The 26,786-nt window shown below is 48.0% G+C and carries 22 protein-coding genes and 3 pseudogenes; 5 read left to right on the top strand and 20 right to left on the bottom strand.

The window, feature by feature from the left end:
- Positions 1-18: 18 nt before the first annotated feature.
- Positions 19-774: a hypothetical protein gene (locus ACQ5DJ_RS24845; protein ID WP_144613189.1), complete on the bottom strand. Its 756-nt coding sequence runs from the start codon at positions 772-774 to the stop codon at positions 19-21.
- 85 nt (positions 775-859) lie between these two features.
- Between ACQ5DJ_RS24845 and ACQ5DJ_RS24840 the strand changes: the two genes are divergently transcribed.
- On the top strand, positions 860-2,272 hold the full coding sequence (locus ACQ5DJ_RS24840; protein WP_429844761.1) for an RsmF rRNA methyltransferase first C-terminal domain-containing protein: 1,413 nt from the start codon (positions 860-862) through the stop codon (positions 2,270-2,272).
- Between the two features lie 77 nt (positions 2,273-2,349).
- Here ACQ5DJ_RS24840 and ACQ5DJ_RS24835 read toward each other — a convergent pair whose 3' ends face one another.
- The 12 genes and pseudogenes from ACQ5DJ_RS24835 to ACQ5DJ_RS24780 form a co-directional block, all read right to left on the bottom strand.
- Complete coding sequence (locus tag ACQ5DJ_RS24835; RefSeq protein ID WP_429844760.1) at positions 2,350-2,595, bottom strand: hypothetical protein; 246 nt, start codon at positions 2,593-2,595, stop codon at positions 2,350-2,352.
- A 175-nt stretch (positions 2,596-2,770) separates the two neighbouring features.
- Positions 2,771-3,385 carry a LysE family translocator gene (locus ACQ5DJ_RS24830; RefSeq protein ID WP_429844759.1) on the bottom strand — a complete coding sequence of 205 codons (615 nt, stop codon included), beginning with the start codon at positions 3,383-3,385 and terminating at the stop codon, positions 2,771-2,773.
- Positions 3,386-3,390: 5 nt separating this feature from the next.
- The gene (locus ACQ5DJ_RS24825) at positions 3,391-3,825 is read right to left on the bottom strand and encodes an Lrp/AsnC family transcriptional regulator (protein ID WP_429844758.1); all 435 of its coding nucleotides are present in this window, start codon (positions 3,823-3,825) and stop codon (positions 3,391-3,393) included.
- A 231-nt stretch (positions 3,826-4,056) separates the two neighbouring features.
- The gene (locus ACQ5DJ_RS24820) at positions 4,057-5,226 is read right to left on the bottom strand and encodes a hypothetical protein (RefSeq protein ID WP_429844757.1); all 1,170 of its coding nucleotides are present in this window, start codon (positions 5,224-5,226) and stop codon (positions 4,057-4,059) included.
- Between the two features lie 144 nt (positions 5,227-5,370).
- Positions 5,371-6,861 (bottom strand): DEAD/DEAH box helicase, encoded by a 1,491-nt coding sequence (locus tag ACQ5DJ_RS24815; protein ID WP_429844756.1) that lies wholly within the window; start codon positions 6,859-6,861, stop codon positions 5,371-5,373.
- Positions 6,862-7,145: 284 nt separating this feature from the next.
- Positions 7,146-8,222: a M42 family metallopeptidase gene (locus ACQ5DJ_RS24810; protein ID WP_429844787.1), complete on the bottom strand. Its 1,077-nt coding sequence runs from the start codon at positions 8,220-8,222 to the stop codon at positions 7,146-7,148.
- Between the two features lie 141 nt (positions 8,223-8,363).
- Positions 8,364-9,665, bottom strand: coding sequence for an MFS transporter (locus ACQ5DJ_RS24805; RefSeq protein WP_429844755.1), 1,302 nt, complete (start codon positions 9,663-9,665; stop codon positions 8,364-8,366).
- Positions 9,666-9,740: 75 nt separating this feature from the next.
- Positions 9,741-10,343: a TetR/AcrR family transcriptional regulator gene (locus tag ACQ5DJ_RS24800; RefSeq protein ID WP_429844754.1), complete on the bottom strand. Its 603-nt coding sequence runs from the start codon at positions 10,341-10,343 to the stop codon at positions 9,741-9,743.
- Between the two features lie 150 nt (positions 10,344-10,493).
- Positions 10,494-11,929 (bottom strand): annotated as a pseudogene (gene pepV / locus ACQ5DJ_RS24795) (dipeptidase PepV).
- Complete coding sequence (locus ACQ5DJ_RS24790; protein ID WP_429844753.1) at positions 11,916-12,647, bottom strand: GTP pyrophosphokinase; 732 nt, start codon at positions 12,645-12,647, stop codon at positions 11,916-11,918. The pseudogene pepV and the gene ACQ5DJ_RS24790 overlap by 14 nt, the downstream one beginning before the upstream one ends.
- A 133-nt stretch (positions 12,648-12,780) precedes the next feature.
- Positions 12,781-14,862, bottom strand: coding sequence for a methyl-accepting chemotaxis protein (locus ACQ5DJ_RS24785; RefSeq protein WP_429844752.1), 2,082 nt, complete (start codon positions 14,860-14,862; stop codon positions 12,781-12,783).
- Positions 14,863-14,984: 122 nt separating this feature from the next.
- Positions 14,985-15,458, bottom strand: coding sequence for an N-acetyltransferase (locus ACQ5DJ_RS24780; RefSeq protein ID WP_327952433.1), 474 nt, complete (start codon positions 15,456-15,458; stop codon positions 14,985-14,987).
- Positions 15,459-15,658: 200 nt separating this feature from the next.
- Between ACQ5DJ_RS24780 and ACQ5DJ_RS24775 the strand changes: the two genes are divergently transcribed.
- On the top strand, positions 15,659-16,252 hold the full coding sequence (locus tag ACQ5DJ_RS24775) for a TetR/AcrR family transcriptional regulator (RefSeq protein ID WP_429844751.1): 594 nt from the start codon (positions 15,659-15,661) through the stop codon (positions 16,250-16,252).
- A 39-nt stretch (positions 16,253-16,291) separates the two neighbouring features.
- Here ACQ5DJ_RS24775 and ACQ5DJ_RS24770 read toward each other — a convergent pair whose 3' ends face one another.
- The 3 genes from ACQ5DJ_RS24770 to ACQ5DJ_RS24760 are packed head-to-tail and all read right to left on the bottom strand — an operon-like array spanning position 16,292 to position 19,433.
- Positions 16,292-17,968, bottom strand: a complete 1,677-nt coding sequence (locus ACQ5DJ_RS24770; protein WP_429844750.1) for a peptide ABC transporter substrate-binding protein — start codon at positions 17,966-17,968, stop codon at positions 16,292-16,294.
- 3 nt (positions 17,969-17,971) lie between these two features.
- A complete protein-coding gene (locus ACQ5DJ_RS24765; RefSeq protein ID WP_017250660.1) occupies positions 17,972-18,145 on the bottom strand; it encodes a hypothetical protein in 174 nt (57 codons plus the stop codon).
- Positions 18,105-19,433 (bottom strand): ATP-binding protein, encoded by a 1,329-nt coding sequence (locus tag ACQ5DJ_RS24760; protein ID WP_429844749.1) that lies wholly within the window; start codon positions 19,431-19,433, stop codon positions 18,105-18,107. The genes ACQ5DJ_RS24765 and ACQ5DJ_RS24760 overlap by 41 nt, the downstream gene beginning before the upstream one ends.
- A gap of 181 nt (positions 19,434-19,614) precedes the next feature.
- Between ACQ5DJ_RS24760 and ACQ5DJ_RS24755 the strand changes: the two genes are divergently transcribed.
- Positions 19,615-22,107, top strand: coding sequence for a DUF3656 domain-containing U32 family peptidase (locus tag ACQ5DJ_RS24755; protein WP_429844748.1), 2,493 nt, complete (start codon positions 19,615-19,617; stop codon positions 22,105-22,107).
- Positions 22,108-22,138: 31 nt separating this feature from the next.
- The gene (locus ACQ5DJ_RS24750) at positions 22,139-22,369 is read left to right on the top strand and encodes a DUF1128 domain-containing protein (protein ID WP_007722824.1); all 231 of its coding nucleotides are present in this window, start codon (positions 22,139-22,141) and stop codon (positions 22,367-22,369) included.
- Between the two features lie 65 nt (positions 22,370-22,434).
- Here ACQ5DJ_RS24750 and ACQ5DJ_RS24745 read toward each other — a convergent pair whose 3' ends face one another.
- The 3 genes and pseudogenes from ACQ5DJ_RS24745 to fabF form a co-directional block, all read right to left on the bottom strand.
- Positions 22,435-23,508 carry a DUF4179 domain-containing protein gene (locus ACQ5DJ_RS24745; protein ID WP_429844747.1) on the bottom strand — a complete coding sequence of 358 codons (1,074 nt, stop codon included), beginning with the start codon at positions 23,506-23,508 and terminating at the stop codon, positions 22,435-22,437.
- Positions 23,483-24,030: pseudogene (locus tag ACQ5DJ_RS24740) on the bottom strand (sigma-70 family RNA polymerase sigma factor). The gene ACQ5DJ_RS24745 and the pseudogene ACQ5DJ_RS24740 overlap by 26 nt, the downstream one beginning before the upstream one ends.
- 125 nt (positions 24,031-24,155) lie before the next feature.
- Complete coding sequence (fabF, locus tag ACQ5DJ_RS24735; RefSeq protein WP_429844746.1) at positions 24,156-25,388, bottom strand: beta-ketoacyl-ACP synthase II; 1,233 nt, start codon at positions 25,386-25,388, stop codon at positions 24,156-24,158.
- A 134-nt stretch (positions 25,389-25,522) separates the two neighbouring features.
- Here fabF and ACQ5DJ_RS24730 point away from each other — a divergent pair.
- A pseudogene (locus ACQ5DJ_RS24730) lies at positions 25,523-26,379 on the top strand (helix-turn-helix transcriptional regulator).
- A 347-nt stretch (positions 26,380-26,726) separates the two neighbouring features.
- Here the strand turns inward: ACQ5DJ_RS24730 and ACQ5DJ_RS24725 are convergent.
- A partial coding sequence (locus ACQ5DJ_RS24725) for an IS3 family transposase (RefSeq protein WP_429844786.1) occupies positions 26,727-26,786 on the bottom strand: 60 nt, incomplete at its 5' end.

Raw genomic sequence — 26,786 nt, 5'->3', positions numbered from 1 at the left:
CCCTCTCCTTTGTACCCATCAATTGTCACCTCGGCGGCTATATGCGCGGGACTCGATTATTCCCGGATGTTGTTTCGCCAAGCTCAGCAAGTTTTCCAAGAAATAATAGTGACCCTCCAAGAGCTCCACGTCTTTACGCTCAAAATGCTTCGCCTGCAAATACTGCTGCATTTCCAAAGCATAGCGCTCCAGTTTATCGTGAAAATCGTTGGCACGAAGCATTTGCTCCACTTCTGGATATTCTGTTTTCAGGCGACTCAGCTCGCTGTATACACGCCCACCCTCCAGAATCATCTGGTAGGCCGTACGCTCGAGCGTAGCTGTCGTTGCTGTCTCCTGTTCCTCACGCTCCTCGCGCAAAGCTGCCAAGTACGTGATAAAATGGTAGACAGTTAAAAACAATGGTCCTAAAAATAGAATGATCCCTGCTTTGTATACATGCTGATTGGACAAATTGCTGATGAGCAGGAACAAGTGAAACAAGATCGCACCCAACCATACATAGATGATGATTTGGTGATTGATCTTCCCTGCCTTTTGGTGGCGTGAAAAGGCAAAAGTCAGTCCGAGCAGATAAAAGGCAAGTAACGTAAAGCTGGCAGAAAACAAAGCCATCTCCATATCGATCAGCCAATCTGCGTCGGCGGGTATTTCGATAAAGAATTCAAAAGCGAGCACCAGCAGTGAGAACAGCAACCCCATGATCCAAAACCGGCTTACTTCCGAGTCATTCCTCCGCCGGGAGCGGTAGCGTTTTGCACGGGATCCTTCCATTATGCTCTCACCTCATTCTCTATGATTCGCCATGATTCTATCTTTTCCTTTCACAAGGGGCCAAAATCTGACATCGGAGGCTGTTATGACAAAAATTTTACCAACACCATTTACCGAGCGCATGCAAACCTTGCTCGGACACGATTATGAGGCATTCGTTTCCTCGTATGATCAGTCTGTGACACACGGCTTGCGGGTCAATCCGTTGAAGGTGGGTCGTGATGATTTTTTGAAAATCTCGCCGTTTGCTCTGGAAGCAGTCCCTTGGTGCGAAAACGGTTTTCGCTACAAAGAGCCAGATCGTCCCGGCAAGCATCCTTTTCACTCCGCTGGCATGTACTATTTGCAGGAGCCAAGCGCGATGTCCGCTGCCGAAGCACTCGGTGCACAACCGGGTGAGCGCATCCTCGACCTTTGTGCAGCGCCAGGAGGGAAATCGACGCAGCTTGCAGCGTTTTTGCATGGACAAGGAATGCTTGTGGCAAACGAAATCCATCCTGTTCGGGCAAAAGCCTTGTCAGAAAATCTGGAGCGTTGCGGCGTGACCAATGCCGTCGTGACCAACGAAACGCCTGAACGCTTACAGGAGCGATTCCCCCAGTTTTTTGATCGAATTTTAGTAGACGCTCCATGCTCCGGCGAAGGAATGTTCCGCAAGCTGCCCGAAGCAATAGAAGACTGGAGCCCTGCAAAAGTAACCGAGTGCCATCTCATGCAAGGTGATATTCTCGAAGCGGCAGCTACGATGCTGAAGCCAGGCGGGACGTTGGTCTACTCCACCTGCACATTCGCTCCGTTGGAAAATGAGCAGTCACTCGTTAACTTCCTGGGACGTCACCCGGAATTTGAGATCGTCTCGCTGCCACATGCAGATTGCTTTTCTGCTGGTCAACCAGAGTGGGCCTCGCCGCAAAACGAGCAACTCACTCAGACAGCCAGATTGTGGCCGCATCGTCTCCAGGGAGAAGGTCATTACCTCGCCAAGCTGCAAAAAAGTGAGGCCACTGAAGTTCATGAACCTGCCGGGAAGCGTAAAGAAAAGCGTGCGGCAAAATCAGCTCCGGCGGGTCGAAAAGAAGCCCTGGCAGCTTGGCGTACGTTCGCGGATGAAGCACTCCCGGCGCTCTCCAAACTATTCGATGATGAATCAGCTTTTCTTTTGTTTGGCGAGCACCTTTACTACTCACCTGCTCCCGAGCTCGATTGGGACAAACTCAAGGTCGCGCGCGTCGGTCTGCACCTAGGAACTGTAAAAAAGAACAGATTTGAACCTGCACACGCCTTGGCACTTGCCCTCTCCCCTGAGGAGGCAGCCCGTGTCGCTTCGTATGGCGCAGACGATCCTGAAATGTTGCGGTACTTAAAAGGAGAAGCGCTCTCGCGTGATGGTGAAAGCGGCTGGACGCTGGTTACTGTAGATGGATTCTCCATCGGTTGGGGCAAGCAATCTGAGGGGCAACTCAAAAATCATTATCCAAAGGGTCTACGCTGGTTATAGATTTGCATCAAAAATAAAAAAGCTCACAAGGCTACACGAAATGCATTCGTGACTGCTTGTGGGCTTTTCTCTTTTTCTTATGATCGCCCTCTGCGGGACGGACTGTCTACTACCGTCAACGAACCATTTCTTATATAACGCAATATTTTTGAAACAGATATCCCTGTAGCATTGGCAATTTGCATCGCATTTGAATTCGGATAACTTCTCACGTAATTGCGAATCATCTGGTAGTCTTGTATTTCGTTTTCTCCGCAAACCTGGCAAGTGTACTCTCCCCGGCCCATCGGACTGCCGCATTTCAAGCACGTATCCGTCGTCATCACTGGTTCTCCTCACACCCTGTACTATGGTACTTTCACAAGAAAGGGTTCTATCTTCCTATCTATTACCCAAATCACATGGGAGGAAAACACTATTTTCGATCGCAATTCCTGTATTCTATTAAAATTCGATGCAGTCATTCCCAACTCCTTTAAAAAGGCCAGTATGGAGGCATCAGACAGCTTTTTGCAGAAGGACAATCGCAAACCCAATGAGAAAGACAGCACTGATCCCATGAAAAACGTTGAGCCAACCCTGGCGAAAAAATCGAGCCAAATACGCGGCCAACAAAGCTACCAGCCCTAGGAACAATAAAGTCGATAACAGACAGCCTGAAGCAAACAAGAACAACTCTGTTGAATGAACAAAAGTGCCAGATGCCAAAAGTGAGCCAAAAACTCCCGCCCAAAACAGAACGGTCAGAGGATTCGCGAGCGTCAGAAGCACGCCGTGCCAAAAGCTGCCTTGACCCGATGGAGCATGCTGGACTGAAGCTTGTTCATGTACTCCTTTGCCTTTTATGGCACGCAAGGTTTGAATCCCAAACCAAGTCAAAATCAGGGCTCCCATAATCAAAACCATCTGTTTGACCCAATGGATCTGTAACAGCAGTGACAGTCCCCCAATCGCTCCCACCATATAAACCGCATCTGCGAGTGCAACCCCCAGTACCATCATGAGTGCATCCCGCAATCGCCGAGTCATCGAGCGATGCAATACCCCGAGACAAACCGGACCAACGGATAGCTGGAGCATCATCCCGAATAATAGACCGTTCCAGATCACCATCAGGTTCACATCTCCTCTTTCATGGAAGACAGGACGATCATCGTATTCGTCTTGCTTACACCTTCTACTTGCTTCAATGTTTCAGAGATAAATCGTTCCAGATCGGCCGTCCCTTTTACGGCAACCTTCAATACATAATCGTAAGCTCCCGCAATATGATGGCATTCCAGCACAGAGTCTGCCTGCAAGACCGTTTCACGGAAGCCAGCGATATGCTCCGTTTTTTCGATTTGCACCATCACAAATGCAATCAGGTAAAGCCCTAGCTGTTCCCGATCCAACTTCACCGTGAATTGCTTGATGAGTCCTGTATCCTCCAGCTTGCGTATTCGCTCGGAGACCGCAGGCACGGACAAATGAACCTGCTTGCTGATGTCTGAGCTTGTGATTCGTGCGTTTTCCCGTAATAAGCGGAGGATTTGTTCATCAATCCGATCCATTTGATCTCCCTCCTTGTTTTATGTTCATTATAACAACTTCTTTCAAAAAGAAAGGTAATTATGGTCAGAACCGTATATTTTTAACTAATGATCAGTTCTTCTTCATTTTTTTCTGTACGGCGTTTTATCTCAGAGCGTATTCCTAACAGATTTAGGTCATCCTTCGATTTTGGGTACGAAAAAAGCTTATTCCTCCTCCTGATCGAAGTGGAATAAGCCTTTTTAGGAATGTTACTGCTCTTCTTTATTCAAGTTCGCAATCTTTGCCCCTTGCTCCAGAAGAGCTTCATATCCATACTTGCTCTTGATACTCTCTATTTCTTTTTCCATGCTAGCACTATCCTGTATGTTGAAATAGGATTTTACTATTTCATAGGGTGTATGTCCCGGTTTCTGCGGGTGATCCTCGATCGCTGCTTTCCAAGAAATAGCGGCTTTGTCCATCAACAGCTCAAGGGCCGAACCGGTCTCATACCGAATACTTCTTACCAAATAACTCGGGGACACTTGACCATTGGCAATCACATCAAATGCATGCATAAACGTAACGTGAAAAGGCTCCTCTTTCGTCGCAAGAACGGTCAGCTTTCCACCTGTAAGCTTGCTGAAACGATACTCGATATAGCGGGCTGATCCCTCAATCGCCTCTGTCTTGGTTTCCCCCACCAGTTGTGGCCATTTCTGATAACGATAGCTGCGCACGATCGCCCAATCACGCAAGTGCTGTTTGATGGTTTCGGTATCATTCACAGCCATTGCCTGATCCAGCAGCTTGAATTCGAGTCCCATCAAGGCGTAATTTTCTTCTGTAACGGGGTAGTTATCAATGAATTCTGCCCCATCAGCGTCATAGGTCCAATTTTTTTGTTTAAAAATATGAAACGATTCATGCAGCAAAAAAGAAGCAAAATCAAAATACAACTCCGGATCGCTAAACATTTTGGGATGATACTTGTAATACATGGCTTCGGTGCCATCCATCTCAAGAGTCGCAAAGTTAAAGGGCATCCACGCAGAAATCGTAGACGGATCAAAACGGCTGACCCGATACACCTTAGGCAAACCGAATGACTCTGGCACTTTGATTTCTGTGGCAAACATACTGTTTTCGAATTGCTTCACATTTACTGCAAAGGCCTCTTCTCGGAAAAACCCTCCATCTTTATTCGTGTGCACTAGCAAGAGAGGTAAGGTTCGAAAATCATACTCCTTATTCCAAAGCTGATCCGGTGATTGCTCAAAATGTTGATAAATCGTCGACAACTCGGTTAACATCTGTTTGTCCGTTTCATTTAGCGACTCATATTCAGTATGAACCGTTTTGTTCATCACGATGAAAAACAAAACCACACCTACGATTGCCAAAAGAGAAACGAGAGCAATTTTATTTCTTTTTTTCATAATTCATCCTTACTTAAAAAAAGTATTTTAACAAACAATACACAATAAACTACCACAATTCATGAACATATTTCAACTTAACATCGTTAAATCAAAAAAACTGCCCAGACCCTTTTCGAGCCTGGACAGTTTCTCTTACCATCTTTACTTATTTCCACGCGTTTTCCCAGCGGATGAGGATTGACTAAACGGTCTTCCACCCTTAGCAGAGCGAGTAGCTCCACCTTTTCCCGCTTTCTTGGCATCGGCTGGCTTCGCGGATTTACCCGCTTTGCGTGCTGCAATCGCTTCTGCCTTCTTGCGATTTTTCTCATACTGCGTCTGCATTTCACCCAGTTCACGCGCCATCTTCTTTTTGTAGCCTGGTTTTACCTTTGTCTTTTTCTTCAAGGCTTCACGTACAGGAGAAAACTCTTTGTCTTTTTCCTTCTGTTGCTCTTTCGACTGTTGCGCTCGCAGCTCAATGAAATGAGCTTCCCGTTCTTCCGCACGTTGACGGCGACCCGCATCCAGATGGCGACCTTCCTGCAAAATTCTTTCCTCGATCGATGCCTTCGTGGCTTTGGCAAAACGCCCCATCAAGTTCTTTTGACGAGGAGAAATGAGGGAGATTGCTTTACCTTTTTGTCCCGCACGACCTGTACGCCCAACGCGGTGAATGTAGCTATCCACGTCATTCGGCAAATCGTAGTTGATAACATGTGTTACGCCTTCTACGTCGAGTCCACGAGCCGCGATATCTGTCGCGATCAAGTATTGGAAACGAATCTCACGGAATTGCTTCATCAGCTGTTCCCGCTTGTTTTGGGACAAATCACCGTACAGTGCTTTCGCAGAGAGGCCATTTTCTTGCAATCGAGCTGTAAGTTGCTGTACACGTACTTGCGTATTGGCAAACACGATGGTCAAGAACGGCTTCTCTTGCTCCAGCACATCGACGAGAGCGTCCGTCTTATCGCTTTGGTTCACTACATAGTAAAATTGTTCAATGCGCTCAACAGTCTTCTGCTTGCCCTCGATCTTGATATGCGGTGGCTGCTTCATGAAGCGGTGCCCCAGTCTTTTCACCAAATCAGGCATTGTAGCAGAGAACAACAGCACCTGACGCTGGGAAGGCGTGTGCACGATCACTTGCTCCACATCTTCCAAGAAGCCCATTTCCATCATTTTATCTGCTTCATCCAGCACCAATGTGGAGATGCGTCCAAAATGGAGCGATCCGCGCTTCATATGATCCAGCACGCGCCCTGGTGTTCCGACTACAACATGAACGGTTTCTTTCAGTTTGCTTAGTTGCCTGTCGATATCCGTTCCACCGTGCAGAGACAGCACGTTTACATTCAGGTGCTTACCCAGTTTTTCTACTTCTTTGGCAATCTGAATGGAAAGCTCACGTGTCGGGGTGAGGATGAGCGCTTGAATGTCGCGTTTTCCCTCTTCCAATGCGTTGAGGATCGGCAGCATGAATGCAGCTGTTTTTCCCGTACCTGTCTGAGCTTGTCCGATTAGATCTTTGCCTTCCATAATGAGAGGAATAGCTTCCTCTTGAATTTGTGTCGGTTCTTTATAATACAGGTCTTGAATCCCTTGCATCAGCTCCGGACGAAAACCAAAAGACGCAAACGATTTTGCCATAACTTCCACTTCCTTTCACAAGCGAACCGATTCGCCACACCATGACTGCATGGACAGTGGATGCGATAAAACCGGCTCTCATCAATCAAATTCATCCTAGGCAGGTTGTTGCCCTTGCGAAATCCTATCCTACCTATACTAAAGGAGTACTCTCGAAAAAACAACTAAACCGTTCAACTCCCGGGTATTTTTCTCCGAGGCTCGTGATCACAAAACCTCTCCATCATCACAAAAAACACCCTCTCCATCGCAATCATACATGCATGGAGAGGGTTTCGCCTACTTCATCTATCGAGCAGTTGTTGAACCATTTCTTTATCGAGCTTCTTGATGACAGCTGTCAGTAGCTGGGCAGCCTGCTCGAAATCACTTTTTGCCATAATCGCATTATGGCTGTGAATATACCTTGTCGCAAAGCCGACAACAATCGACGGGCAACCAATGCCGCTTGTATGGAATTTCGCTGCGTCTGTTCCGCCTCCTGCGAGGGCATCCACCTGGATATTGATGCCGAGCTCCTCTGCTGTGTCGAATACGAGATCTCGCAATCCAGTATGCGGAATCATCGTGGCATCAAATAACATAACGAGCGGACCGTCCCCCACATTGCAGGTCATCGGATACGATTCATTTCCAGGAGTGTCATATGCGAGTCCCACATCGACAGCAAAAGCAATATCCGGTTCAACTAGACTCGCTACTGTGCCAGCACCACGCGTCCCAACTTCTTCTTGAACGGTTGCACCGGCGTATAGCACATTTGGATGCTCTTCTGACTGCAAACGTTTCAGCACCTCGATTGCCAGCGCACACCCCGCTCGATTATCAAGCGCCTTTGCGACCCACAGCTCTCCGTTGCGCATCGTCGTAAAATCACTGTCAGGGACAATCCAATCACCAGGGCGAACACCCATTTCCTTCGCATCTGCTTCATCTTTTGCCCCGATGTCAATGTACAAATCCTTAAGCTTCATGACTTTTTCCCGCTCTTCTTTTTCCAGAGCGTGTGGTGCCTTCGAGCCAATGAGCCCGAGATGCTCACCTTTGCGTGTTTTGACCTTCACGCGCTGTGAGAGGATATTGTGCGGCCACCATCCGCCGAGCTGTATAAAACGCAAGTACCCTTTTGGCGTGATATGCGTCACCATGAAGCCCACTTCATCCAAATGTCCCGCGAGCAATATTTTCGGACCATTTTCTGCACCCGTCTTCTTTCCGAGTACCCCACCTAGCCGATCCTTTACCAACTCGTCGCTGAGAGGCTGTAAGTATTCTTCCATCTTCACCCTTACTTCGCGCTCGTGCCCAGGTACTCCGTCCGTTTCCGTCAAATCTTTGATCAATTTCGTGAGATCGTCCATCATTTATCTCCTTTTCGATACTGACGTATTCCCTTTATGTTTTCGAGAAATCGCTTACAAAACCCTCTTTTTCCCAAATTGTCTACACTCTATTTGATATTATTTCCCCAACCAGTGTCGCGAATGCGCTCGAGTACTTCTTCATGCTGTCGCATTTGTTTGGGTGGACTTCGTAGCAGCGTCTTGTTCTTGCCCGACCTTTTTCGTGATCCGATGAAATAGCACGAGACAAATCAGTCCCATCCCTGCAAAAATTCCGGTGATCACAACGTTAGGAACCCACGCACTGACAAGAATAAACACACCTGCACTGCTGACCCCCACAATGCTAAACAGGGAATGTACAGCCATATACGTGCTCCGCGCATGATCCGGCACCATATTGGCGAGTAACGCTTGTTTTACCGGAATGTGCATCACTTCACCCAGTGTCGCGAAGAACATGGCAATGAGCAAGACAACGGGAGAGTTGCTGAAGCTAATCCAGGCATACCCGCAAAAGTACAGGACCAAGCCTGACAGGAGCACGGCCCTATCTCTCATGTTCTTCATCACGTAGGAGACCAAAACGGTCAAGCAAACAACGAGCAACGTATTTTCTGTTTTTAATAGGCCTAACAAGTTCATCCCATCTACCTGAATGGCAAGAAACGAAAATAACTGCTCTGGCTCCGGGATATCTTGCACTAAACGAAGGCCTATGACATTGGTCAATTGCTCCTCTACAGCTACAATGAGCAGATTCGCTATAGTAAACAGCAGAAAAATCCGATGTTTGAGCACTTCTTTATAAGCTCCCAAGACATCAGCCATAAAACTCGAATCTTTTTGTCTTTGTTTGCTAGACGCCGAGCGTGAGCGTTTTTCTGGCACATACGTTTCCTTGATAAACAGGATCGTAATGGCGAGCGAAATCGCGATGCTTACAGCCACACCGAGAAAAAGGGCAAAGTAATGCTTGTCGAACAAAAAAGCACCTACCAATCCTCCTATGGCTACCGCCAGATTATTCAACCAATAGGAAGCCGTAAAAATCGCTCGCCTGTTCTCAGGCTGACTCACATCAATGATGAGTGCTTGGTAAGCAGGACCAGACGCCCCCAAACAAAAGTTATTGAATAGAAACAAAATAAATGTCACGTAAGGCAGTTGAATCCAGGGCGAGTTGACGAAGCCCACACCAAGAAAACTGAGGAAGATAACCGCCTCACATACAACGATGACTTTTTTTCGCCCGATCCTGTCTGCTACATATCCCCCTGCAAAAGAGCCTGCGACACTCGCTGCCATCACGCCTAAAAACATAAAACCCGTTACAACCGTCCCCAATTGCTTGGAGAAAAAAACAATCAAGTACGGGGTCACAGTCATGCTCGCCATCGTCGTCAAAAATTGTAACATCAGCCTGATCTGAATGTTGCTGTCGAACTTCCAAAAACTCATCGTGACCACTCCTCTTTTTATAACGATTGATTAATCAATCATTTATATTCCAAAAAAAAAGACCGATGGCGAATGCTAGCGATTCTTCGGTCCAAAAAGCTGCATGGCAAACGGAACAAATTTTTCCCACATGTTGCTTTGTGGCTTATCGGTCAAATTCACACGTAGACCAATTAACAGGCTCATGTACGCTGTCGCCACGTATTTGGGGTCTTGAACATGCAGGAGTCCTTTCTCTTGTCCATTGATTAACAGCTCCGCAATTTTCGTACGAAAGGTGTTATGAAACACATCTAACTCAGCAAATGAATGGGCAAAACGATTGTAGTAGCCGACTACTTGTACGACCAGACGCAAGTACGAATCGAACGCGGCGAAAAGCTTGATGTGATTGGTCACCATTCTCTCTAATTCCAGTAATGGCTCAGATGCTTGGGGATCAAAATCAAGCAGTTTGACCGAATGCTCTTGTAATGGCTCCGTGACGGCGGCATGAAAGAGCTGATCCTTGTTTTCAAAGTACGTGAAAACACTGCCAAAGCTCACTCCAGATGCCTTCGCAACTTTTGCAATGGTGGTATCATCATAGCCGCGCTCGGCAAACAAGAGAACTGCCTGCTGAAGAATCGTTTCCCGCTTTTGCTTCATTTTTAGCACTTGTTCTTCTGAAAGTGGCATGCTATACAGGCTCCTTGCTAATGAATGATTAATCGATCAATCGTTACTTGCATTATAGTACTGACTTCCAGCATTTGCAAAGAGTTTTGTCTCTCCTGATTTCCGCAAAAATAAAAACGGCTGGCACTTGTGTCCAGCCGCTTGCTATTCCTACTTCGCTAATTCATAGATCGCTTGCGCGTAAATCGCTGTCGCTTTGATCAGATCATCTACGAAAATATATTCATCTCGCTGGTGGGCACTGTCAGGACGACCTGGGAAAAGTGGTCCGAATGCTACCCCAACATCCAGCGAACGACCGTAGGTAGCGCCGCCAATTGCAATAATGCCAGCTTCCTCGCCCGTTTGTTCGGTATACACGCGTTGCAGTGTCGTCACCAAAGGATGATTCGGGTCGACGCGGTGCGGTGTCAGATGCTCAGCCACTTCGAGCATAAATGCCCCTTCACTGAATCGTTCAGCAAGAACGGCCGACCATTTTTCGAAGGCAACAGAATGTGGGTAACGGATATTCAGACGGAAAAGCGCATCCTGCTTTTCGTCATACTCGATCACACCTGTGTTAAGTGTGAGCGCACCCATTTCTTCATCATCATGCGCGATGCCGAGCACTTCACCGTAATGCTGCTTGTGCAAATAACGATCAGCCAAGCTTACAAATACAGCTCCCCGCTCATCCAATGACAAGGTGCGCAAAAAGTGAATAAGCTCGGTACCCGCGTTGACGCCTTTGCTCGGGTCCATTCCGTGAACCGAGACGCCCTCCATGTGCAGCACTACGAGACCGTCTTGCTCCTCCACTTTGCCTTTCAAGCCAGTCGCTTCTAAGTGCTGGCGATAACTTTGTGCAATCGCCTCACTATTCAAGCCGATTGGCGCAATCGTTGCTACAGCCTTGTCTGGAACCATGTTCATCCTTAAGCCCGCTTGTAAGGAAACGAGCTTTGCCGCCACATTATCCGCAGCAGGTATTCCGAGGCTTTGGAAGGATGCAAGCGTCTGACGCAACGACAGATCGGTCAAGCCTTTTTCCGCATAGATCAATGGGAAGTCTGCATCTGGTGTAAAGCCCATCGTCGGCATTTCTTCCGTTTCAAAATACGTGTTCACACACTGCCAGCTCGATTCTTCATCCGTACCGAAAATAAAGCGCACGCGCTTCGACAGCGGCAATCCCAGCTCCATCACGATCTTCGCTGCGAAAATGGCTGCCATTGTCGGTCCCTTGTCATCAATCGCACCACGGGCTACCATGCGTCCATCCACGATTTCGGCTGCATACGGAGGCGTACTCCAGCCATCGCCTTCCGGTACGACATCGACATGGCTCAGAATGCCGATCAATTCCTCACCTTGTCCGAATTCAGCGTGCCCTGCATACCCGCGGACGTCTTTGGTTGTCATGCCTGCTTTTTCACACACGCCTAGCGCAAAGTCAAGCGCTTGCTGAATCCCTTCTCCAAACGGGGCCCTTCCCGTGCTGTTTCGGGGTCCAAAACGCTTTTAATTTGCAAAAATTGTTGTGTCGTCGCAATCAGTTCGTCCTTGCGTTTATTTGTTTCTTCCAGCCAATTAATGCTTGTCATTCTCTTCTCCAGTCCTCTCATTCATACTGCCTTCGTCCATTGCCGCATCGACGTCGAGATCCAGCTCCACCAACGATAACAATGACTCCATCGGCACTTCTTTTTTCGTAAATTCTGCTTGGGCGTCTTTAATTTCGTCCCGGATGTTGTTCATTTCGCTATCTAGCTTGTAGGACGCCTTGGCAGCCTCGAACAATCTTTGCCGTATATCGGATGGGATAATTCCCTCGTATTTATAATTCAGCGAGTGCTCAATCGTCGCCCAAAAATTCATTCCCAATGTGCGAATCTGAATTTCTACCGGAATGGTCACTTGGCCACCCGCCATCATGATCGGATACTCCACGGCAAGGTGATAACCGCGATATCCGCTTTCTTTTGGGGTGGAGACATAATCCTTCTCCAAATACACACGCATGTCTCCGCGGTTGCGGATCATCTCAACGACAGCAGGTATATCATCAATAAACTGGCAAATGACGCGGACTCCCGCGATATCGCGAATTTCCCAGCAGATATTCTCATCAATCGGAAACTGCAAGCGGTTTGCCTTGTTGTAAATACTCGGGATCGATTTGACCCTGCCCACCGCAAACTCAATCGGTGAATGCTCCTTGCGTTTGCGCAGCTCGTTACGGATATTTTTAATTTTGACTTTGATTTCTTCTACAGCTTGTTCGAACGGTAGCAGATATAGTTCCCAATCTAGTTTGTGCACGCTTACGTCCCTCCGGCTTGAAACTCTCCATCGTCCTTATCATTCAACATTTTGTGTGAGATATCCTTCCAAAATACAAAAAGAGACGGGAGAAAAGACAGTTGTCACCGACTTTTGCTCCGTCCCTCTTTTCTTAACTTTCGCGCGAAACAAAGGTTGCAAGTGAGCTTCTCAGCTCTTCTGCTAGAATGGCCAGCTGATTCGCAGCATCTGCGATTAGCTCCATCGCTGCACTCTGCTCCTCTACCGCAGCTGAGATGCTTTGGACACCAGCAGCCGCTTGCATCGATGCCGACGATACTTCCCCAGCGACAACGGCTACCTGCTGGGCATCTGGCGCCATACGCTTGAATGCTTCACTGACACCATTAATTTCTTGCGACACCCCGAGGATGTTTTCCTCGATGTGCTGGAACATCTCTTGCGATTGGTGTGCTGTTTTCATCCCGTGGGCGGTCGTTTGGGCACCCTCGACCATTCTGGCGACTGCTTCCTTCGTATCCTTTTGTACGTCTCCAATCATGCCTACGATCTGCTGGGCAGCACTGTTGGTATCTTCTGCCAGCTTGCGCACTTCCCCTGCGACGACTGCAAATCCCTTGCCATGCTCTCCTGCTCTAGCCGCTTCTATCGCAGCATTCAAGGCTAGAAGATTGGTCTGTCGGGCAATTTCTGTAATGACGGAGATAATTCTCGAAATGTCCTTCGAGCGCCCTTCCAATACATGAATCACATCCGTTGCAGCTTCTACCGAACGATTGATTTCGTCCATACTGTCCATCACATCTGCAATCGCACGTCTGCCTGCGTGTACATGCTGCTTCATTTCTTCCGCAGATACGGTTACCCGTTCTACATTTTCCGTTACAACCGCCACATCTTTCGTCAAATCAACAGCCAGATTCAAGGTTTGTCCCATTTTTTCCACCTGACTATCAGCAGATGCAGCTACTTGATCGACGACGAGGACAATTTGCTGGCTGGAAGCGGCAATTTCACTGGTGTTTCCCTGAATATTTCGCACCGCACCGGAAACGGAAGCGGCTGCCTGCTGAATCTGAAACAAAATTTTGCGCAGTTGCTTCTGCATCGTAACGAGAGACCAGGCCAGCTCCCCCAATTCATCTTTTCGTTTTAATAGCTTGTCAGGAATCTCACGCGAAAAATCACCATGCCCGATCCGCTCTGCCACGGCAAGCATGCCGCGAAACGAGCGGCGAAGCCAATTTGCTGTAAATAACGAGATGATGACGATTAGCAAGAGGACGGCACCATTAAAGGCAATCATGGCATCCCGAATGCGGGTTGGACCCTCCAGTATTTCGGTCATATTCATCTCTGCCAAAATCGCCCACGTCTTCTTCCCCACTTTGACCTGATCATAGGACACGAGTACTTGCTGTCCGAAGTAATCCATGCTTTCAACCGTTCCTTCAGATTGTTGGGTGAGCAAGACTTGATCAACGATGGGTGTATCTACTTTTTGCTGTAACAACGTATTTGGCCCACTGCCCAGTTGTGAGCGCATGAGCTTGTCCGGACCACCAACCAAGTAAATCTTCCCGGTTTCCCCCAGTCCTTCTCGTTGGTTGAATATTCTAGAAATATAATCCATAGATACTTCGACTGCTATTTGCCCGATGACGTAACCACGCTCGTAGATCGGCGCTGCAATGTATACACCTGGAGCCCCTCCAGATGGCTCGTAACTGCCTAGATCCGACATTTCTGCGCTTTGGGTTTTCTTGACTTGCTGCACAGTCTGGCCAAATACAGAGTCGGCGTGGGGACCTGTCAGGAGATTGGTACCAAAATCGGCCTGCGGCTTTGTCTCGTACACGATGTCCCCTTGTGCATTCAGCAGAAAAGCATTTACGAAGCCGTAGCGAGCGACCTCCATCTTTAATTCGTTCGTATACCGCGCTTGCACTTCTTCATAAGCAGGCGATTCTTGTCCTTGCCGCCACACGTCCTCAAACGAAGAAAGGGCAGACATTACTGTTCCCGATGCAGCCAACGTATCCACGTTCCTGGCTCGCTCACGAAAGTAATTTTCCACCTGTTCCTTGTTGCTATGACGAAGTGCTTCCAGTGTAGCGGCACTTCCTTTCAACAATTCCTGCTTGGATTCCTGATAAGCAAACACTCCCGCTGCCGTCAACGGTACACTTCCTGCCAATAGTAGTACGAGTAATATACGAGCGCCCAATTTCATGGAAAAGCCCCCCATTTTTTCCAATCTCTTTTTCTGATATACTTATAGAATATTATTTATATTTCTACTATTCATATGAATATAGTACCAGAAAAGAAAAAAGGAAGGCTAGACCAAATGTATCAGGCTGTTTCGAAAATCATAGCAATTTCGTCGCACATCGGCAGCTTGGAGCAATTAATACAATCCTTCCAAGCTTTTTGTGGCAGCGTTTCCTTGGCAACCACCCAAAACCCGCACTTTTCAAAAAACACTTGTTGATAAGTCAGCGCCAGTACACGTTTAATTCCCAGAAGGCGGCATTGCTCAACCAAATGAAGAACCAGATGTTTCCCAACACCCAACCCCTTCGCTTTTTCCGAGATAGCCAAGGAGCGGATCTCAGCCAGATCCTCCCACAAAATATGTAGGCCTGCGACACCTACGACCGAATCTCCATCATGAGCGACAATAAAGGATTGCAAGTTTTCTAAGAAAGACAGCTTCGTACGTGGTAGCATCAAGCCTTGCTGTGCATATTCATTAACAATCTCCAACATGGCATCCACGTCTTTCATCGTAGCCTGACGTACTGCCAGCGCCTTTGCAACACCCATTTTACTCTCCTCCACCCCATGCATCTCGAGCCTGGTATGATTTAATAATTATTCATTATGATATATAAATATACATTCGACCTTCGCAGAAGTCTATCCTTTTTTCACCTAAATTATGCGTACTTGCATGAACTATTCTTTTGTTAGGTAACGGTTGTGTTATAATCAAGCGTACGAGTTCATAGGGAGGTGCTACATACTTGACGACGAGACGGGAACGGAAAAAGCGCGAAACTCGCGAAAAAATCTTCAATTCTGCCATCAAGCTTTTCAAAACGCACGGCTTTGAAGCAACCACAATCGACATGATTTCCGAAGAAGCGGATGTTGCACGCGGTACGATCTTTCTGCATTTCACTTCAAAGGAAGCCATTCTCGCTAACTGGGGATATGAGCGTCTGCATGAAATCGAGGAGCGCCGGGAAGAGTGGGATTATGGTGACGAATGCAAGTCGAAGGTGCTGCGGATCTACAAGATCATGAATGAAGTCACCATCACCAATTTCGATTTCATCAAAGTCGTCGTAGAATCCTCGATGAAGCATCGGAAAGTGCTTGAGAATGAAAAGAACATGTACTTTGAATTGCGTCAACTGTTCGCTGACCTGATTGAAGAAGCGCAAGAAAAGAATCAATTGAAAAGTAAATTCAACCCTCTTGTCGCTGCGAATATGTTGGAAAACATTTACTATAATGCTCTTTATGATTGGGTACGCAGCGAAGGTGCCTGGGCACTCGAAGAAATCATGGAAGAGAAAGTCTCTATCGTATTCGAAGGGCTGGTCGTGGAATAATCCGACTGACCAGCCCTTCGAATGTGACTACTGTATGATTTATTCGAAATACGCCCATTTGTACTGCGCATATCCCAAACCTGAAATGACTACACCTTTCAACTTGGGGTTCTGCGCATACACCGTAGACTTGAAGTAAAACGGAATGACTGGCATCTCGTCCACCAAGATTTTCTCAGCCTCTTGCAAGATCGCTTTTCGTTTGGCAGCATCCTTCTCCTTGGCAGAAGCCGCCAATAGATCGGCATATTGACGATTCTCCCAACGAGTATGGTTGTTGCCTTCCTTCGTTCGGAATATTTCCAGGAAGTTAATCGGATCGTTGAAATCCCCCGTCCACCCCATCCGCGCTACTTGGTACTTCCCGTTTTTCACGTTTTCATAGTAAACATTCCATTCCTGATTCTCCAGCTTGACGTGCACACCCAAGCTTTTTTGCCACATGTCCTGTACGGCTTGCGCGATTTTGGTTTGTGCTTCCTCCGTATTATAGGACAGTGTAATCGGCGGGAGCTGGTCGATGCTGGCGTACCCTTCTTCCTTCATGCCTTCCGCTAACAGCTGCTTGGCTTTTTCTATGTCATTGTCCGTAAACAAGCCTTGCTCGTTCTCAGCAAACATCGTAGGCGGCACTACGGCTGTCGCAACCAATTCCCCTCCTTGCGTGATGTTCTCCACGATGTCTTTCCGGTTAATCGCGTATGAAAAGGCTTGGCGAATTTTTTTGTTGTGGAAAGGCTTTTGCTCTGTATTGAATTCATACCAATACGTCCCGGCTTTTGGCGTGATCACCAGCAATCCTTTTTCCTGTAGAGTCGGCATCGCGTCGAGTGGAAGATTGCCAGTTGGGGCACCTGCCCAATCGAGATCGCCGCCCTCCAGCATCGACAATTCTGTATTTGCGTCATTGATCATATTCATTTCGACTTTGGTCAGCTTGACAGCGTCTGCGTCCCAGTAATGCTCGTTTTTCGTGAGCGTCAGCTTGGTTTTATGCTCCCACTTATCGAGTTTGAACGGTCCATTCGAGGTGTAAGCTGGTCCTGCTTCCTTCGCCCAGTCCGGATTCTCTTTCACCACTTTGGTATTTAGCGGAAAATAGCTGTAAAAAGCCGTCAGCTCCAGGAAAAACGGCGTCGGGTTTTCCAGCTGGACGACCAGTGTCTTGTCATCTGTTGCCTTGACCCCGATCTCTTCTGGCTTGGCTTTGCCAGCAAAGGCCGCCTCTGCATTTTTTACATAAAACAGCTGATAGGCATACTCGGAACCGTTTTTAGAATCTAGTACCCATTTCCATGCGTTTTCAAAATCATGAGCGGTTACGGGATCGCCGTTCGACCACTTCGCATTGTTGCGAATCGTAAAGGTGTACGTCAGCAAATCGTCTGATGCCTTGATTTCCTGCGCCATGGCGGGCTGTGGAACGCCCTTGTCGTCAATGCGAGTCAGCCCCTCAAACGTCTGAAAAATAACATTGGATGACCAAACATCCGAAATGAGTCCGGGATGAAGAGAAAGCGGTTCTGTAAAGTTATTCAGTTTAAGTATTTGTTCGGGTTGCGCAGTTGCAATTGCTGGCGTAGCTTCTGTCGTTGGTTGTGTGGCAGGCTTTGCTGCTTCCTGTGGTTGTCCGCATGCAACTAGAGCTAAAGCCAAGCCTGCTACGAAAACAGCCTTTCCTGTTTGTTGCCACCATCGGTTTATGGAACGTCGCATGGTCTATTCCCCTTCGCTCGGGAGCCTTCGCTGTTCTTCTCGCTGCTGCCATTCTTTCAGCTCGCTTTTGATTTGATAAAGCTCTGCACGTGTTTCGAGCTTGAACGCTTTTAATTCGCTTCTGATTACAGCCAACTCATGAAAGAGTCGCTCCCACACCTCTTGATCTTTGTCCATGTTCCCCTCCTTTTTCGAGCGTATACACGGCAGGCAGTTGAATTGTCACCTGCGTTCCGTGTCCTCGTTCACTCTGAAAGTGGACCGTCCCTTGCATCGCCTCGATGATTCGGCAAGTTACCATCAATCCAAGACCTGTCCCTTTTTCCTTTGTTGAATAAAAAGGAAGCCCAATCTGTTCAATCTGCTCCGGCGTCATCCCCTCTCCCTCATCCTTAATGGAAATCACATGATAATTCCCTGCTGCTTGTACGGTGACATGCAGTACGCCACCTTGTCCCATCGATTCGATACCGTTTTTCATTAGATTCATCAATGCTTGCTTGAGCTTAACGGCGTTGCTCTCAACGAATAGGCCCGGTTCGGTCTCACAGGCGATTTCCACTCGGTTCATGACGCTGTAAGAGGACATGATGGCCGTCACTTCTTTCACGGTATGCGAAATATCCAGTCGCTCCAGCGTCTCAGAATGAGGCTTGGCCAGATTTAAATAGTCGGAAATGATAAATTCAGCCCGATCGAGTTCATTTAAAACCAATCGGATGTATTCAGTGTTTTTCGGATTCGTCTCCTCACGCAATAATTGGACAAAGCCTCGTACCACCGTGAGTGGATTGCGCACTTCATGGGCAACACTGGCTGCCAACTCGCTGATCAGGTTCAGCTTTTCCGAACGTTCGACCTGCTTGCGGATAATATGAGATTCTCGAATAAACTCGATGAAATAAACAGCTGCACCTAGTACGATCAAAGCGAGGTAGCCGATTTCCACTAGCGGCTCCAGATAATCGTTAATGATGGACAACGGGAACCCTCTCCAGATCAAAACCGCCATCCCTCCACCGATGATGGATAGCTGCTTCAAGCATCCGATTAAGAGAACGACCGCTAGTTTTTTTCGCAAAGAATAGCCATACCAGCGATTGACCAAGAAGAACGGTATGATCGCGTAGACCATCGCTCCAAGAATCGTTATGAGAACGCCATCGCCACCCAAAACGATCCTTACGACAAACATCACCAAAATCGTCAAAATGCCCGGGATATATCCCGCATATAAAATGGTAATAATGATCGGTATCGAGCGTAAATCGTACTCCATACCATTACTAAGTTGTACTGGAAAGCTCATAGAAAAAATGACACTGATCGAGCTACAAACGATAACCATTGATGATGTGACGCTCATCTTGTTCGAGGTTGATCGCCCCAGCCAAACATTTCTATACAGCAAAACAGGGACGATAACGAACAGTAACTGCAGCAAAATGTCTTTGATGATTAACATATATCGGTTCCCCTGATTCATAGAATATTTCGATTTTTCTTACAGGATACCATTCAAGGTGTCTTTCTGGAAGGCACATTTTCAACATCTGGCAGAAAGGATGTTTTTGTTGCGGTGACCAGCACATTTCCCTATGATGAAGAAGAGCTTGTTTGAAGACCTTGGAGGTAATGACATACACATGCGAAATGGTATAAAGCGTGAAGATATCGAGCTGTTGGCACCTGCTGGTAACTGGGATTGTTTGAAGGCAGCCGTGGCCAACGGAGCCAATGCCATCTTTTTTGGGGTAGAAAAGTTCAACGCGCGTGCTCGTGCTGAGAACTTCCAAATGGCTGAACTGCCTGAGATTATGGCTTATTTGCACATGTACGGGGTAAAGGGCTTCCTTACCTTTAATATTCTCGTATTTGAAAATGAACTAGAAGATGCACGCGAGTTGATAGACGCCTGTATTCACGCTGGAGTAGATGCTGTAATCGTACAAGACCTCGGTCTTGTAAAGATGATCCGCGAGATTTCTCCAGACTTCCCGATTCACGGCTCTACGCAAATGACGATTACTTCGCCGGAAGCGGTGGAGTTCACGAAGCCGTTTGATATGGAACGCGTCGTACTCGGTCGTGAAAATTCATTAAAAGAGATCAAAAAAATTGGAGAAAAAGCAAAGCTGCCGATGGAAGTATTCGTCCACGGTGCCTTGTGCGTTTCTTATTCCGGACAATGCCTGACCTCGGAAATGTGGGGTGGACGCTCTGCAAACCGCGGGGAATGTGCCCAAGCCTGTCGCTTGCCGTATGACCTGATGGTAGACGGTGTGCAAAAGGATATGGGGAATATCGCTTACGTGCTGTCTCCGAAGGACTTGGCTGCCATCGATTTGGTTCCTGAGTTGATCGAGGCTGGCGTAACTTCCTTTAAAATTGAAGGTCGTCTGAAAACACCTGAATACGTTGCAAACGTCGTGAGTAAATACAATGCCGCCATCGAGCGTTATTTTGCCGGACAAGATACAGGACCATCCGAGGTAGAAGTACGCGAGCTGCAACAAAGCTTCTCTCGCGGGTTTACACACGGATTTTTGACCGGGACAAACAACAAGCAACTCGTAGATGGATCGTTCCCGAAAAGCCGCGGTGTGTTTTTGGGAACCGTGAAGAAACTGCTTCCTACAGGCGTTTTGGTGGACATCACTGCTCCTGTCAAACGCGGAGACGGAATCGTGTTCGACGCGGGTGACCCTACGCAAAAAGAAGAAGGCGGTCGTATCTACGATATTTTGAGCCGCAGTAAAAAAGTAGAAGGCGAAGTTTCCAAAGGCATGTACGAAATCGTTATGGGACGCAATGACGTGAATCTGAAACGCCTTCACGTCGGGGACCGCGTATGGAAGACGAGCGATCCTGAGCTGGATCGTCGCCTGCGCAAAACGTTCGAGACGGAAAAGCCTTATCGCACCTTCCCGCTAGCCGTTCACGTAAGCGGCAAGCTGGGTGAAAAGCTCAGTGTCACTTGGGTAGATAAACAAGCGAATCACGCTGTCAGTGTTCCTTCCGAGGTACTGCTGGAGACTGCTTTGAAGCGTCCTCTGACGGCTGAATTGCTGCACGATCAACTCAGCCGTCTAGGCGGAACTATTTTCCACCTGGAAGCTCACGATCTGACTGTCGATCTCGAAGGGGATCTTATCGTACCTGTCAGTGAGTTGAACCGGATGCGTCGTGACGCAGTCGAACAACTCGTGTTCCTGCGTTCCAAGCCGCCGATTTACCACCATCACGATATCAATGTATACGCGGATGCACCAAAGAGCAAACCAGTGGAAAAACCACTTCTGACAGCTCTGTGCCGCTCGCTTGAGCAATTGGAAGCAGCTGCACAAACAGATGTGGACTTCCTCTACGCTGACTTTGAATTCGTTAAGCAGTATCCAGAGGGTGTCAAGCTGGCTCATAAGTACGGGAAAAAGATCGGGATTGCTACGATGCGCATTCATATGCCGGATGAAAACGGTGTCCTTGCCCTGATCGCGAAAAGCAAGCCAGACGCTATTCTGGTACGCAACACGGGAGCACTCTATTACTACTTGTCTCGCCGTGATGAAATCGACATTCCGCTGATTGGCGATTTCTCCTTGAATGTCGCGAACCACAAGGCAGTTGAGCTGTTCCTCGCAACAGGTCTTGAGCGCATCACGCCATCGTACGATCTGAACATCCAGCAGATGGTCGATATGCTCAGCCGCTCAAACGCTGCGAACATGGAGCTGGTTATCCACCAGCACATGCCGATGTTCCACACGGAGCACTGCGTATACTGCACATTCATGAGTGAAGGTACTGACCATACAAACTGCGGAACTCCATGTGAAACCTCCCGCATTTCTTTGAAAGACCGCGTCGGTTTCTCTCACCCTATACGTGTGGATACCGGTTGCCGCAATACCGTTTATAACGCGATTGACCAGTCAGGTGCTGAGTACTTGAGAGAGTTCCGCTCCCTGAATGTCGGCAGCTACCGCATCGAGTTTTTGGAAGAAGAGCCAGAGCGCGTGAAAGAAGTAATCAGTCTGTATCGCAAAGCATTGCGCGGAGAAGTTAGCGGTACACACGTATGGCGTACCCTGAAGGCAACCAACCAGTTGGGCGTCACACGTGGGCAACTGACGAAATAAATACCAGCTTTGATGAGAGGAGAGAGAAAGTATGGCTGACCTGAATCAACCTACTGTAGAAAACCTGGCCGTTATTATCGAGGGTATCAAAGCAAAGCTGAACATGGCGAATACGGCAGTGATGCGCCCGGAGGATTTCGATCTCGTTCATTATGAGGATTTGCTGTACCTGTACAACATGGTGCAGAAAAAAGCGGCGTTTGGCATCAATGAAATGACCGCCATCGTTGAAGAGCTAGGTGCGATGAGAAAGCAATCCTAGTTTTTGCTCGGATCAAGTAAAGAAGCGTCGCTCCAGTACGTGGAGTGACGCTTTTTTGTGTGGTTTTATTTTTTCAAGGAAATGGTAAACGTATGGAACTTGATGTTCTTTCCATGTTTTTGTATTGTCTCGATTGCCGATTGGATCAGTGTTTCTTTCCCTTTGCCATCGATTTCGACACCGCCACCGTTTGTAGGCAATGACAAATATGGCGTGATCGTTAATTCTTTTACATCCGCTGTCACCGGGTCGAAACGTCTTGTACCCGTGAGATACTCTTTGCCGTCGGACTTTTTACTTTGGCTGCCGCCTGAATACGCTCCCAGCTCGTTCCCTTTTTCATCAACCACCTTGAATTCCAAATAGCTCGATAAATACCCAATTTCCTCGGTTACTGCCTGGAAGCTCACAACCAGCCCTGCTGGACCCATTGTGACATCCGAAACGGTCAGGTCAACGCCTTCAGCTTGTTGCTGGTGATTAATCGGAATGCGTTTCGTATCTGTACGTTCACTGATTGGTAGGGAGAAGCTCCACTTCTTGCCGTCCTCCCCCTGGAAGCTCAATCCTAGCTTGAACTCCTGAGGCAATCCATTAATTGCGTCGATATCAACAATTCCGGTCGCAAGCGTCGGAGTGATTTGTGTTTGCTTGCTGCTTCCTGCGTATCCAAACGCTTCCCCGTTCACTGTCAAATCTAGTGAGGAGCCTAAATAATGCTCTCCGACTGCCTCCTTCGTTTCCAATGTGTACCCAATCGTAAAGCGTGTCCCATCATAGTAGACTTCATTGACGGTAATCGCATTGCCTCCTACGTTCTGTGACTCGCCGATGACAGTCGTTAAGCCTTTTTCACTCGCTTGCTTCAATCCGCTGTCACCGTAAGTAGCGAATATCGATCCAATCAAAGGCACCTTGGAGACTAGGTTCGCCATCGCGGGTGAGACAGTCGCTGAGCTAAACAAGATACCTACAGCAACGACTGCAGCCCCTGTACTATACACCAGCTTCCTTTTGTTTAGACGTTTTCTTTGTGGCGATGCTTCTCGAACCGTTTTGGTGATAATGTCGTCCAGCTTCTCTGTAGGGACCGGAATGCGATCTACTTGCTCTTTATAGGCATGAATTTTTTCTCTCATTGAAATACTCCCCTTTCAGCTTCTTTCTTAATAGACTTAGACCTCTATGTATGTTTGTTTTCACGGTGCCTTCCGGGCAATCTAGCAAGGCTGCGATTTGCTTTACAGAATAGTCCTTATAAAATCTGAGCATGAGAACCGTTACATACTTTTCTTCGAGCTCTTCCATTGCTTCCACAAGGTCGATTCGTTCTTCCAGCCTTACACCTTCTGTATCTCGCACATTTTCGATCATGTCTTTACTCAACGAAATTACCTTTCGCTTTTTAGCCAAATAGGCAATCGCCGTGTTGATCAAAATTCGCGTCAGCCATGTTGTAAAATATTGATCATCCTTACGTTTGAAATGGAGATCAAAGCCTTATAGACCGTTTCTTGAAAAACCTCCAGCGCATCCTCTTCGTTGCGCGTGTACACGAAAGCCATCTTGTACAGATTGGCTTTTTCCTGGTGCATGAGCATTTGGAATGCCTCTGAATCACCGGTCTTGGCGCGTGCAACGAGACCAAGCTTTTTGTTCAAACTGTTCCCCTCCTTTTCTCCCCAGTTAGAGAATTCAGGACTGTAAAACGTTTCACATTTTTTACCGAAATGAAAAAAGCCTGCTCTCATAGTCTACCGGAGACTACGAAAACAGACTCTATCTGTTACACTTTTTTCAACACGATGACTGCATTATGACCGCCAAAGCCAAAGGAATTGGACATGCCGATGGTGAGAGTAGCTCTGCGGGCTGTATTTGGCACATAGTCCAGATCGCAGTCTGGGTCTTGCTCCTCCTGATTGATCGTCGGGGGAATGATTCCTTCTTGCAGGCTCTTGATTAGGGCGATCGCTTCCGCCCCGCCTGCTGCACCAAACATATGACCAGTCATGGATTTGTTAGCTGTAATCGGCACGCGATAGGCATGCTCGCCAAATAGCTTTTTGATCGCCAATGTCTCGGAGCGATCTCCAATTTCTGTGCTGGTTGCGTGCGCGCTGATGACATCCACGTCTGTCGTTTGCACCCCTGCTTCCTGGAGGGCCCATTTCATCGCGCGGTAGGGACCTATTCCTTCTGGATGTGTCGCTACCATATGATAGGCATCAGAGCTTGCCCCATAGCCAATCACCTCGGCATACATGCGGGCGTTTCTTTTCTTGGCGTGTGATTCTGATTCCAAAATCACAATTCCGGCCCCCTCTGCCATGACAAACCCATCCCGCTTGGAATCAAATGGCCGACTCGCTCCTGCTGGATCATCATTTCTCGTTGACAATGCCGTCGCATTGCTAAAGCTGGCGAGAGATATGTCCGTCACTGCGGCCTCAGTCCCTCCTGCGATGACGATATCCGCCCCGCCCGCTCTAATGAGCCGGAAAGCCTCGCCGATGGACGTATTTCCAATCGAGCAAGCAGTAACAGGGGACATCGTCGGACCGTACAGACCGTACTTGATGCTGATCATCGCTGCTGCCATGTTGGAGATGAGCATGGGAACCAGCGTCGGGCTGATCCGTTCAGGACCTCGCTCACGCAGGACATCATGCTGCTCAAGGAGCGTCTGTACCCCACCAATGCCAGAACCTACATATACCCCGATTCGCTCGCGGTCCAACTCGTCCAGCCGAAGCTCTGCATCCTCTAGCGCTTCTTCTACAGCAGCAAGGGCAAACTGGCAAAAGCGATCCATTCGTCGCGCCTCTTTGCGCCCAAACCGCTCCACCGGATCAAAATCTCGCACCAGACCTGCGATTTTCGTTTTATTACGTGCTGTATCAAAAGTGTCGATATGCGAGATTCCAGACTTCCCTTGCACGAGACTGTTCCAAAACTGATTTACTGTATTCCCTACCGGGGAGATTACTCCCATACCTGTGACAACGACTTTTTCCATGGTAAGCCTCCTATGCGAGTGCCTTATGGAAATCATCATGTCACACGGGTTATCCTATTACAAGTTGTTGTTTATCCTAGTATAATGAATACTAGTTTAACAAACTTAACCAGTTGAGGAATGGAGAGTGTACCATGCATCAGCAAACGCGTTTGCAGGCACTGTCTACTTTTTTGAAAGCGCAGCGCGCCAAAATCCTGCCACAATCGGTCGGACTGGCTCCTGGGACACGCAGAAGAACACCCGGGCTACGCAGAGAAGAAGTTGCTCAGCTCGCGGGGGTCAGCTCCACCTGGTATACATGGCTGGAACAAGGCCGCGACATCAAGGTCTCGCCTTCTGTTCTGGATGCGGTAGCGAGAGCCTTGCAGCTTACCGTCGATGAGCGCAAATATTTGTATGCGCTGGCACTGGAGACAGGTACGGGAGTCGGACAAGGCTTGCCAAAAGATGAACCGCCGAAGATCAATCCTGCCCTGAAACGAATCTTAAAAGAGTTGCGCTCGTGTCCAACCATCATTTCAGATCGGCGCAGTCATATTGTGGGCTGGAACGAGGCAGCCGCGCATGTCTTCCTCGATTTTGAACAAATCCCTTATGAAGAGCGCAATTTGATCCGCCTGGTGTTTACGCGAAAGGAATTACGACGGTTGGCCGTCAACTGGGAGCATTTCGTCAGCGGCTTTCTCGCGATTTTTCGTGCCAATTACGGTCAGTATGTGGAGGACGAGTGGTACGAGCAGTTTTTAAGCGAAATGCGGCAGGTTCATCCTGACTTTCACGATCTATGGGAGCAAAGCCGCGTCAGCTCAGCCCCGAAGGTTCTATTGGAATTCCGTCATGCAAAGGCGGGGAAATGCTCTTTGATCTGACTTCGCTGCAAGTTTCCGGTAGCGCGGATTTACAGTGCAGCATTTACACACCTGACCCGGATTCTGCAACGGAGACAAAGCTACGGCAGCTGATTGATCGGCCTATTTCTTCGAAGTAAAAAATTTGGTTTGAGTCAACATGGTGGAGGAGAAGAAAAAGCACAGGTCTCTTCGACTCTGACACGCCAGCATGGGGGATTGACTGTCCGTATCCACTTCAAAAAGGGGACCGTCGAGCCAAAGCCACCCTATGGGCGGATGTTTCTCAAGGAAGAAGTGTTCGACAAGCGTGGTCCCCTTTTTGAAGTTCCGACTGGGTAGGCGTTGTCAAGGTCTGCGAGCCCTGTGCTTTTCCTTCTCACTAGCTTAGCTCGTTGGATCAGTACCTTCTAAAACTTGCAAACAAAAGGAAAACCAGCCCAACGGCAATGTGAAGTGACCCCATAAAGTTGGACACGTATTATATTTAAACAATCTGAAGGGTTTGAGTTCGGTATTGTACTGGACTCAAGCCTTTTAATTTTGT

This window comes from Brevibacillus sp. FIR094 (genome assembly GCF_050477165.1).
Classification (GTDB): domain Bacteria; phylum Bacillota; class Bacilli; order Brevibacillales; family Brevibacillaceae; genus Brevibacillus.
This window is presented reverse-complemented; position numbering and strand designations above follow the sequence as displayed.

What these genes read in the sequence shown, in the direction of transcription:
- ACQ5DJ_RS24845 (WP_144613189.1), bottom strand. Translation starts at nt 774, where the DNA reads ATGGAAGGATCCCGTGCAAAACGCTACCGCTCCCGGCGGAGGAATGAC.
- ACQ5DJ_RS24840 (WP_429844761.1), top strand. Translation starts at nt 860, where the DNA reads ATGACAAAAATTTTACCAACACCATTTACCGAGCGCATGCAAACCTTG.
- ACQ5DJ_RS24835 (WP_429844760.1), bottom strand. Translation starts at nt 2,595, where the DNA reads ATGACGACGGATACGTGCTTGAAATGCGGCAGTCCGATGGGCCGGGGA.
- ACQ5DJ_RS24830 (WP_429844759.1), bottom strand. Translation starts at nt 3,385, where the DNA reads ATGGTGATCTGGAACGGTCTATTATTCGGGATGATGCTCCAGCTATCC.
- ACQ5DJ_RS24825 (WP_429844758.1), bottom strand. Translation starts at nt 3,825, where the DNA reads ATGGATCGGATTGATGAACAAATCCTCCGCTTATTACGGGAAAACGCA.
- ACQ5DJ_RS24820 (WP_429844757.1), bottom strand. Translation starts at nt 5,226, where the DNA reads ATGAAAAAAAGAAATAAAATTGCTCTCGTTTCTCTTTTGGCAATCGTA.
- ACQ5DJ_RS24815 (WP_429844756.1), bottom strand. Translation starts at nt 6,861, where the DNA reads ATGGCAAAATCGTTTGCGTCTTTTGGTTTTCGTCCGGAGCTGATGCAA.
- ACQ5DJ_RS24810 (WP_429844787.1), bottom strand. Translation starts at nt 8,222, where the DNA reads ATGGACGATCTCACGAAATTGATCAAAGATTTGACGGAAACGGACGGA.
- ACQ5DJ_RS24805 (WP_429844755.1), bottom strand. Translation starts at nt 9,665, where the DNA reads ATGAGTTTTTGGAAGTTCGACAGCAACATTCAGATCAGGCTGATGTTA.
- ACQ5DJ_RS24800 (WP_429844754.1), bottom strand. Translation starts at nt 10,343, where the DNA reads ATGCCACTTTCAGAAGAACAAGTGCTAAAAATGAAGCAAAAGCGGGAA.
- ACQ5DJ_RS24785 (WP_429844752.1), bottom strand. Translation starts at nt 14,862, where the DNA reads ATGAAATTGGGCGCTCGTATATTACTCGTACTACTATTGGCAGGAAGT.
- ACQ5DJ_RS24780 (WP_327952433.1), bottom strand. Translation starts at nt 15,458, where the DNA reads ATGGGTGTTGCAAAGGCGCTGGCAGTACGTCAGGCTACGATGAAAGAC.
- ACQ5DJ_RS24770 (WP_429844750.1), bottom strand. Translation starts at nt 17,968, where the DNA reads ATGCGACGTTCCATAAACCGATGGTGGCAACAAACAGGAAAGGCTGTT.
- ACQ5DJ_RS24765 (WP_017250660.1), bottom strand. Translation starts at nt 18,145, where the DNA reads ATGGACAAAGATCAAGAGGTGTGGGAGCGACTCTTTCATGAGTTGGCT.
- ACQ5DJ_RS24760 (WP_429844749.1), bottom strand. Translation starts at nt 19,433, where the DNA reads ATGTTAATCATCAAAGACATTTTGCTGCAGTTACTGTTCGTTATCGTC.
- ACQ5DJ_RS24755 (WP_429844748.1), top strand. Translation starts at nt 19,615, where the DNA reads ATGCGAAATGGTATAAAGCGTGAAGATATCGAGCTGTTGGCACCTGCT.
- ACQ5DJ_RS24750 (WP_007722824.1), top strand. Translation starts at nt 22,139, where the DNA reads ATGGCTGACCTGAATCAACCTACTGTAGAAAACCTGGCCGTTATTATC.
- ACQ5DJ_RS24745 (WP_429844747.1), bottom strand. Translation starts at nt 23,508, where the DNA reads ATGAGAGAAAAAATTCATGCCTATAAAGAGCAAGTAGATCGCATTCCG.
- fabF (WP_429844746.1), bottom strand. Translation starts at nt 25,388, where the DNA reads ATGGAAAAAGTCGTTGTCACAGGTATGGGAGTAATCTCCCCGGTAGGG.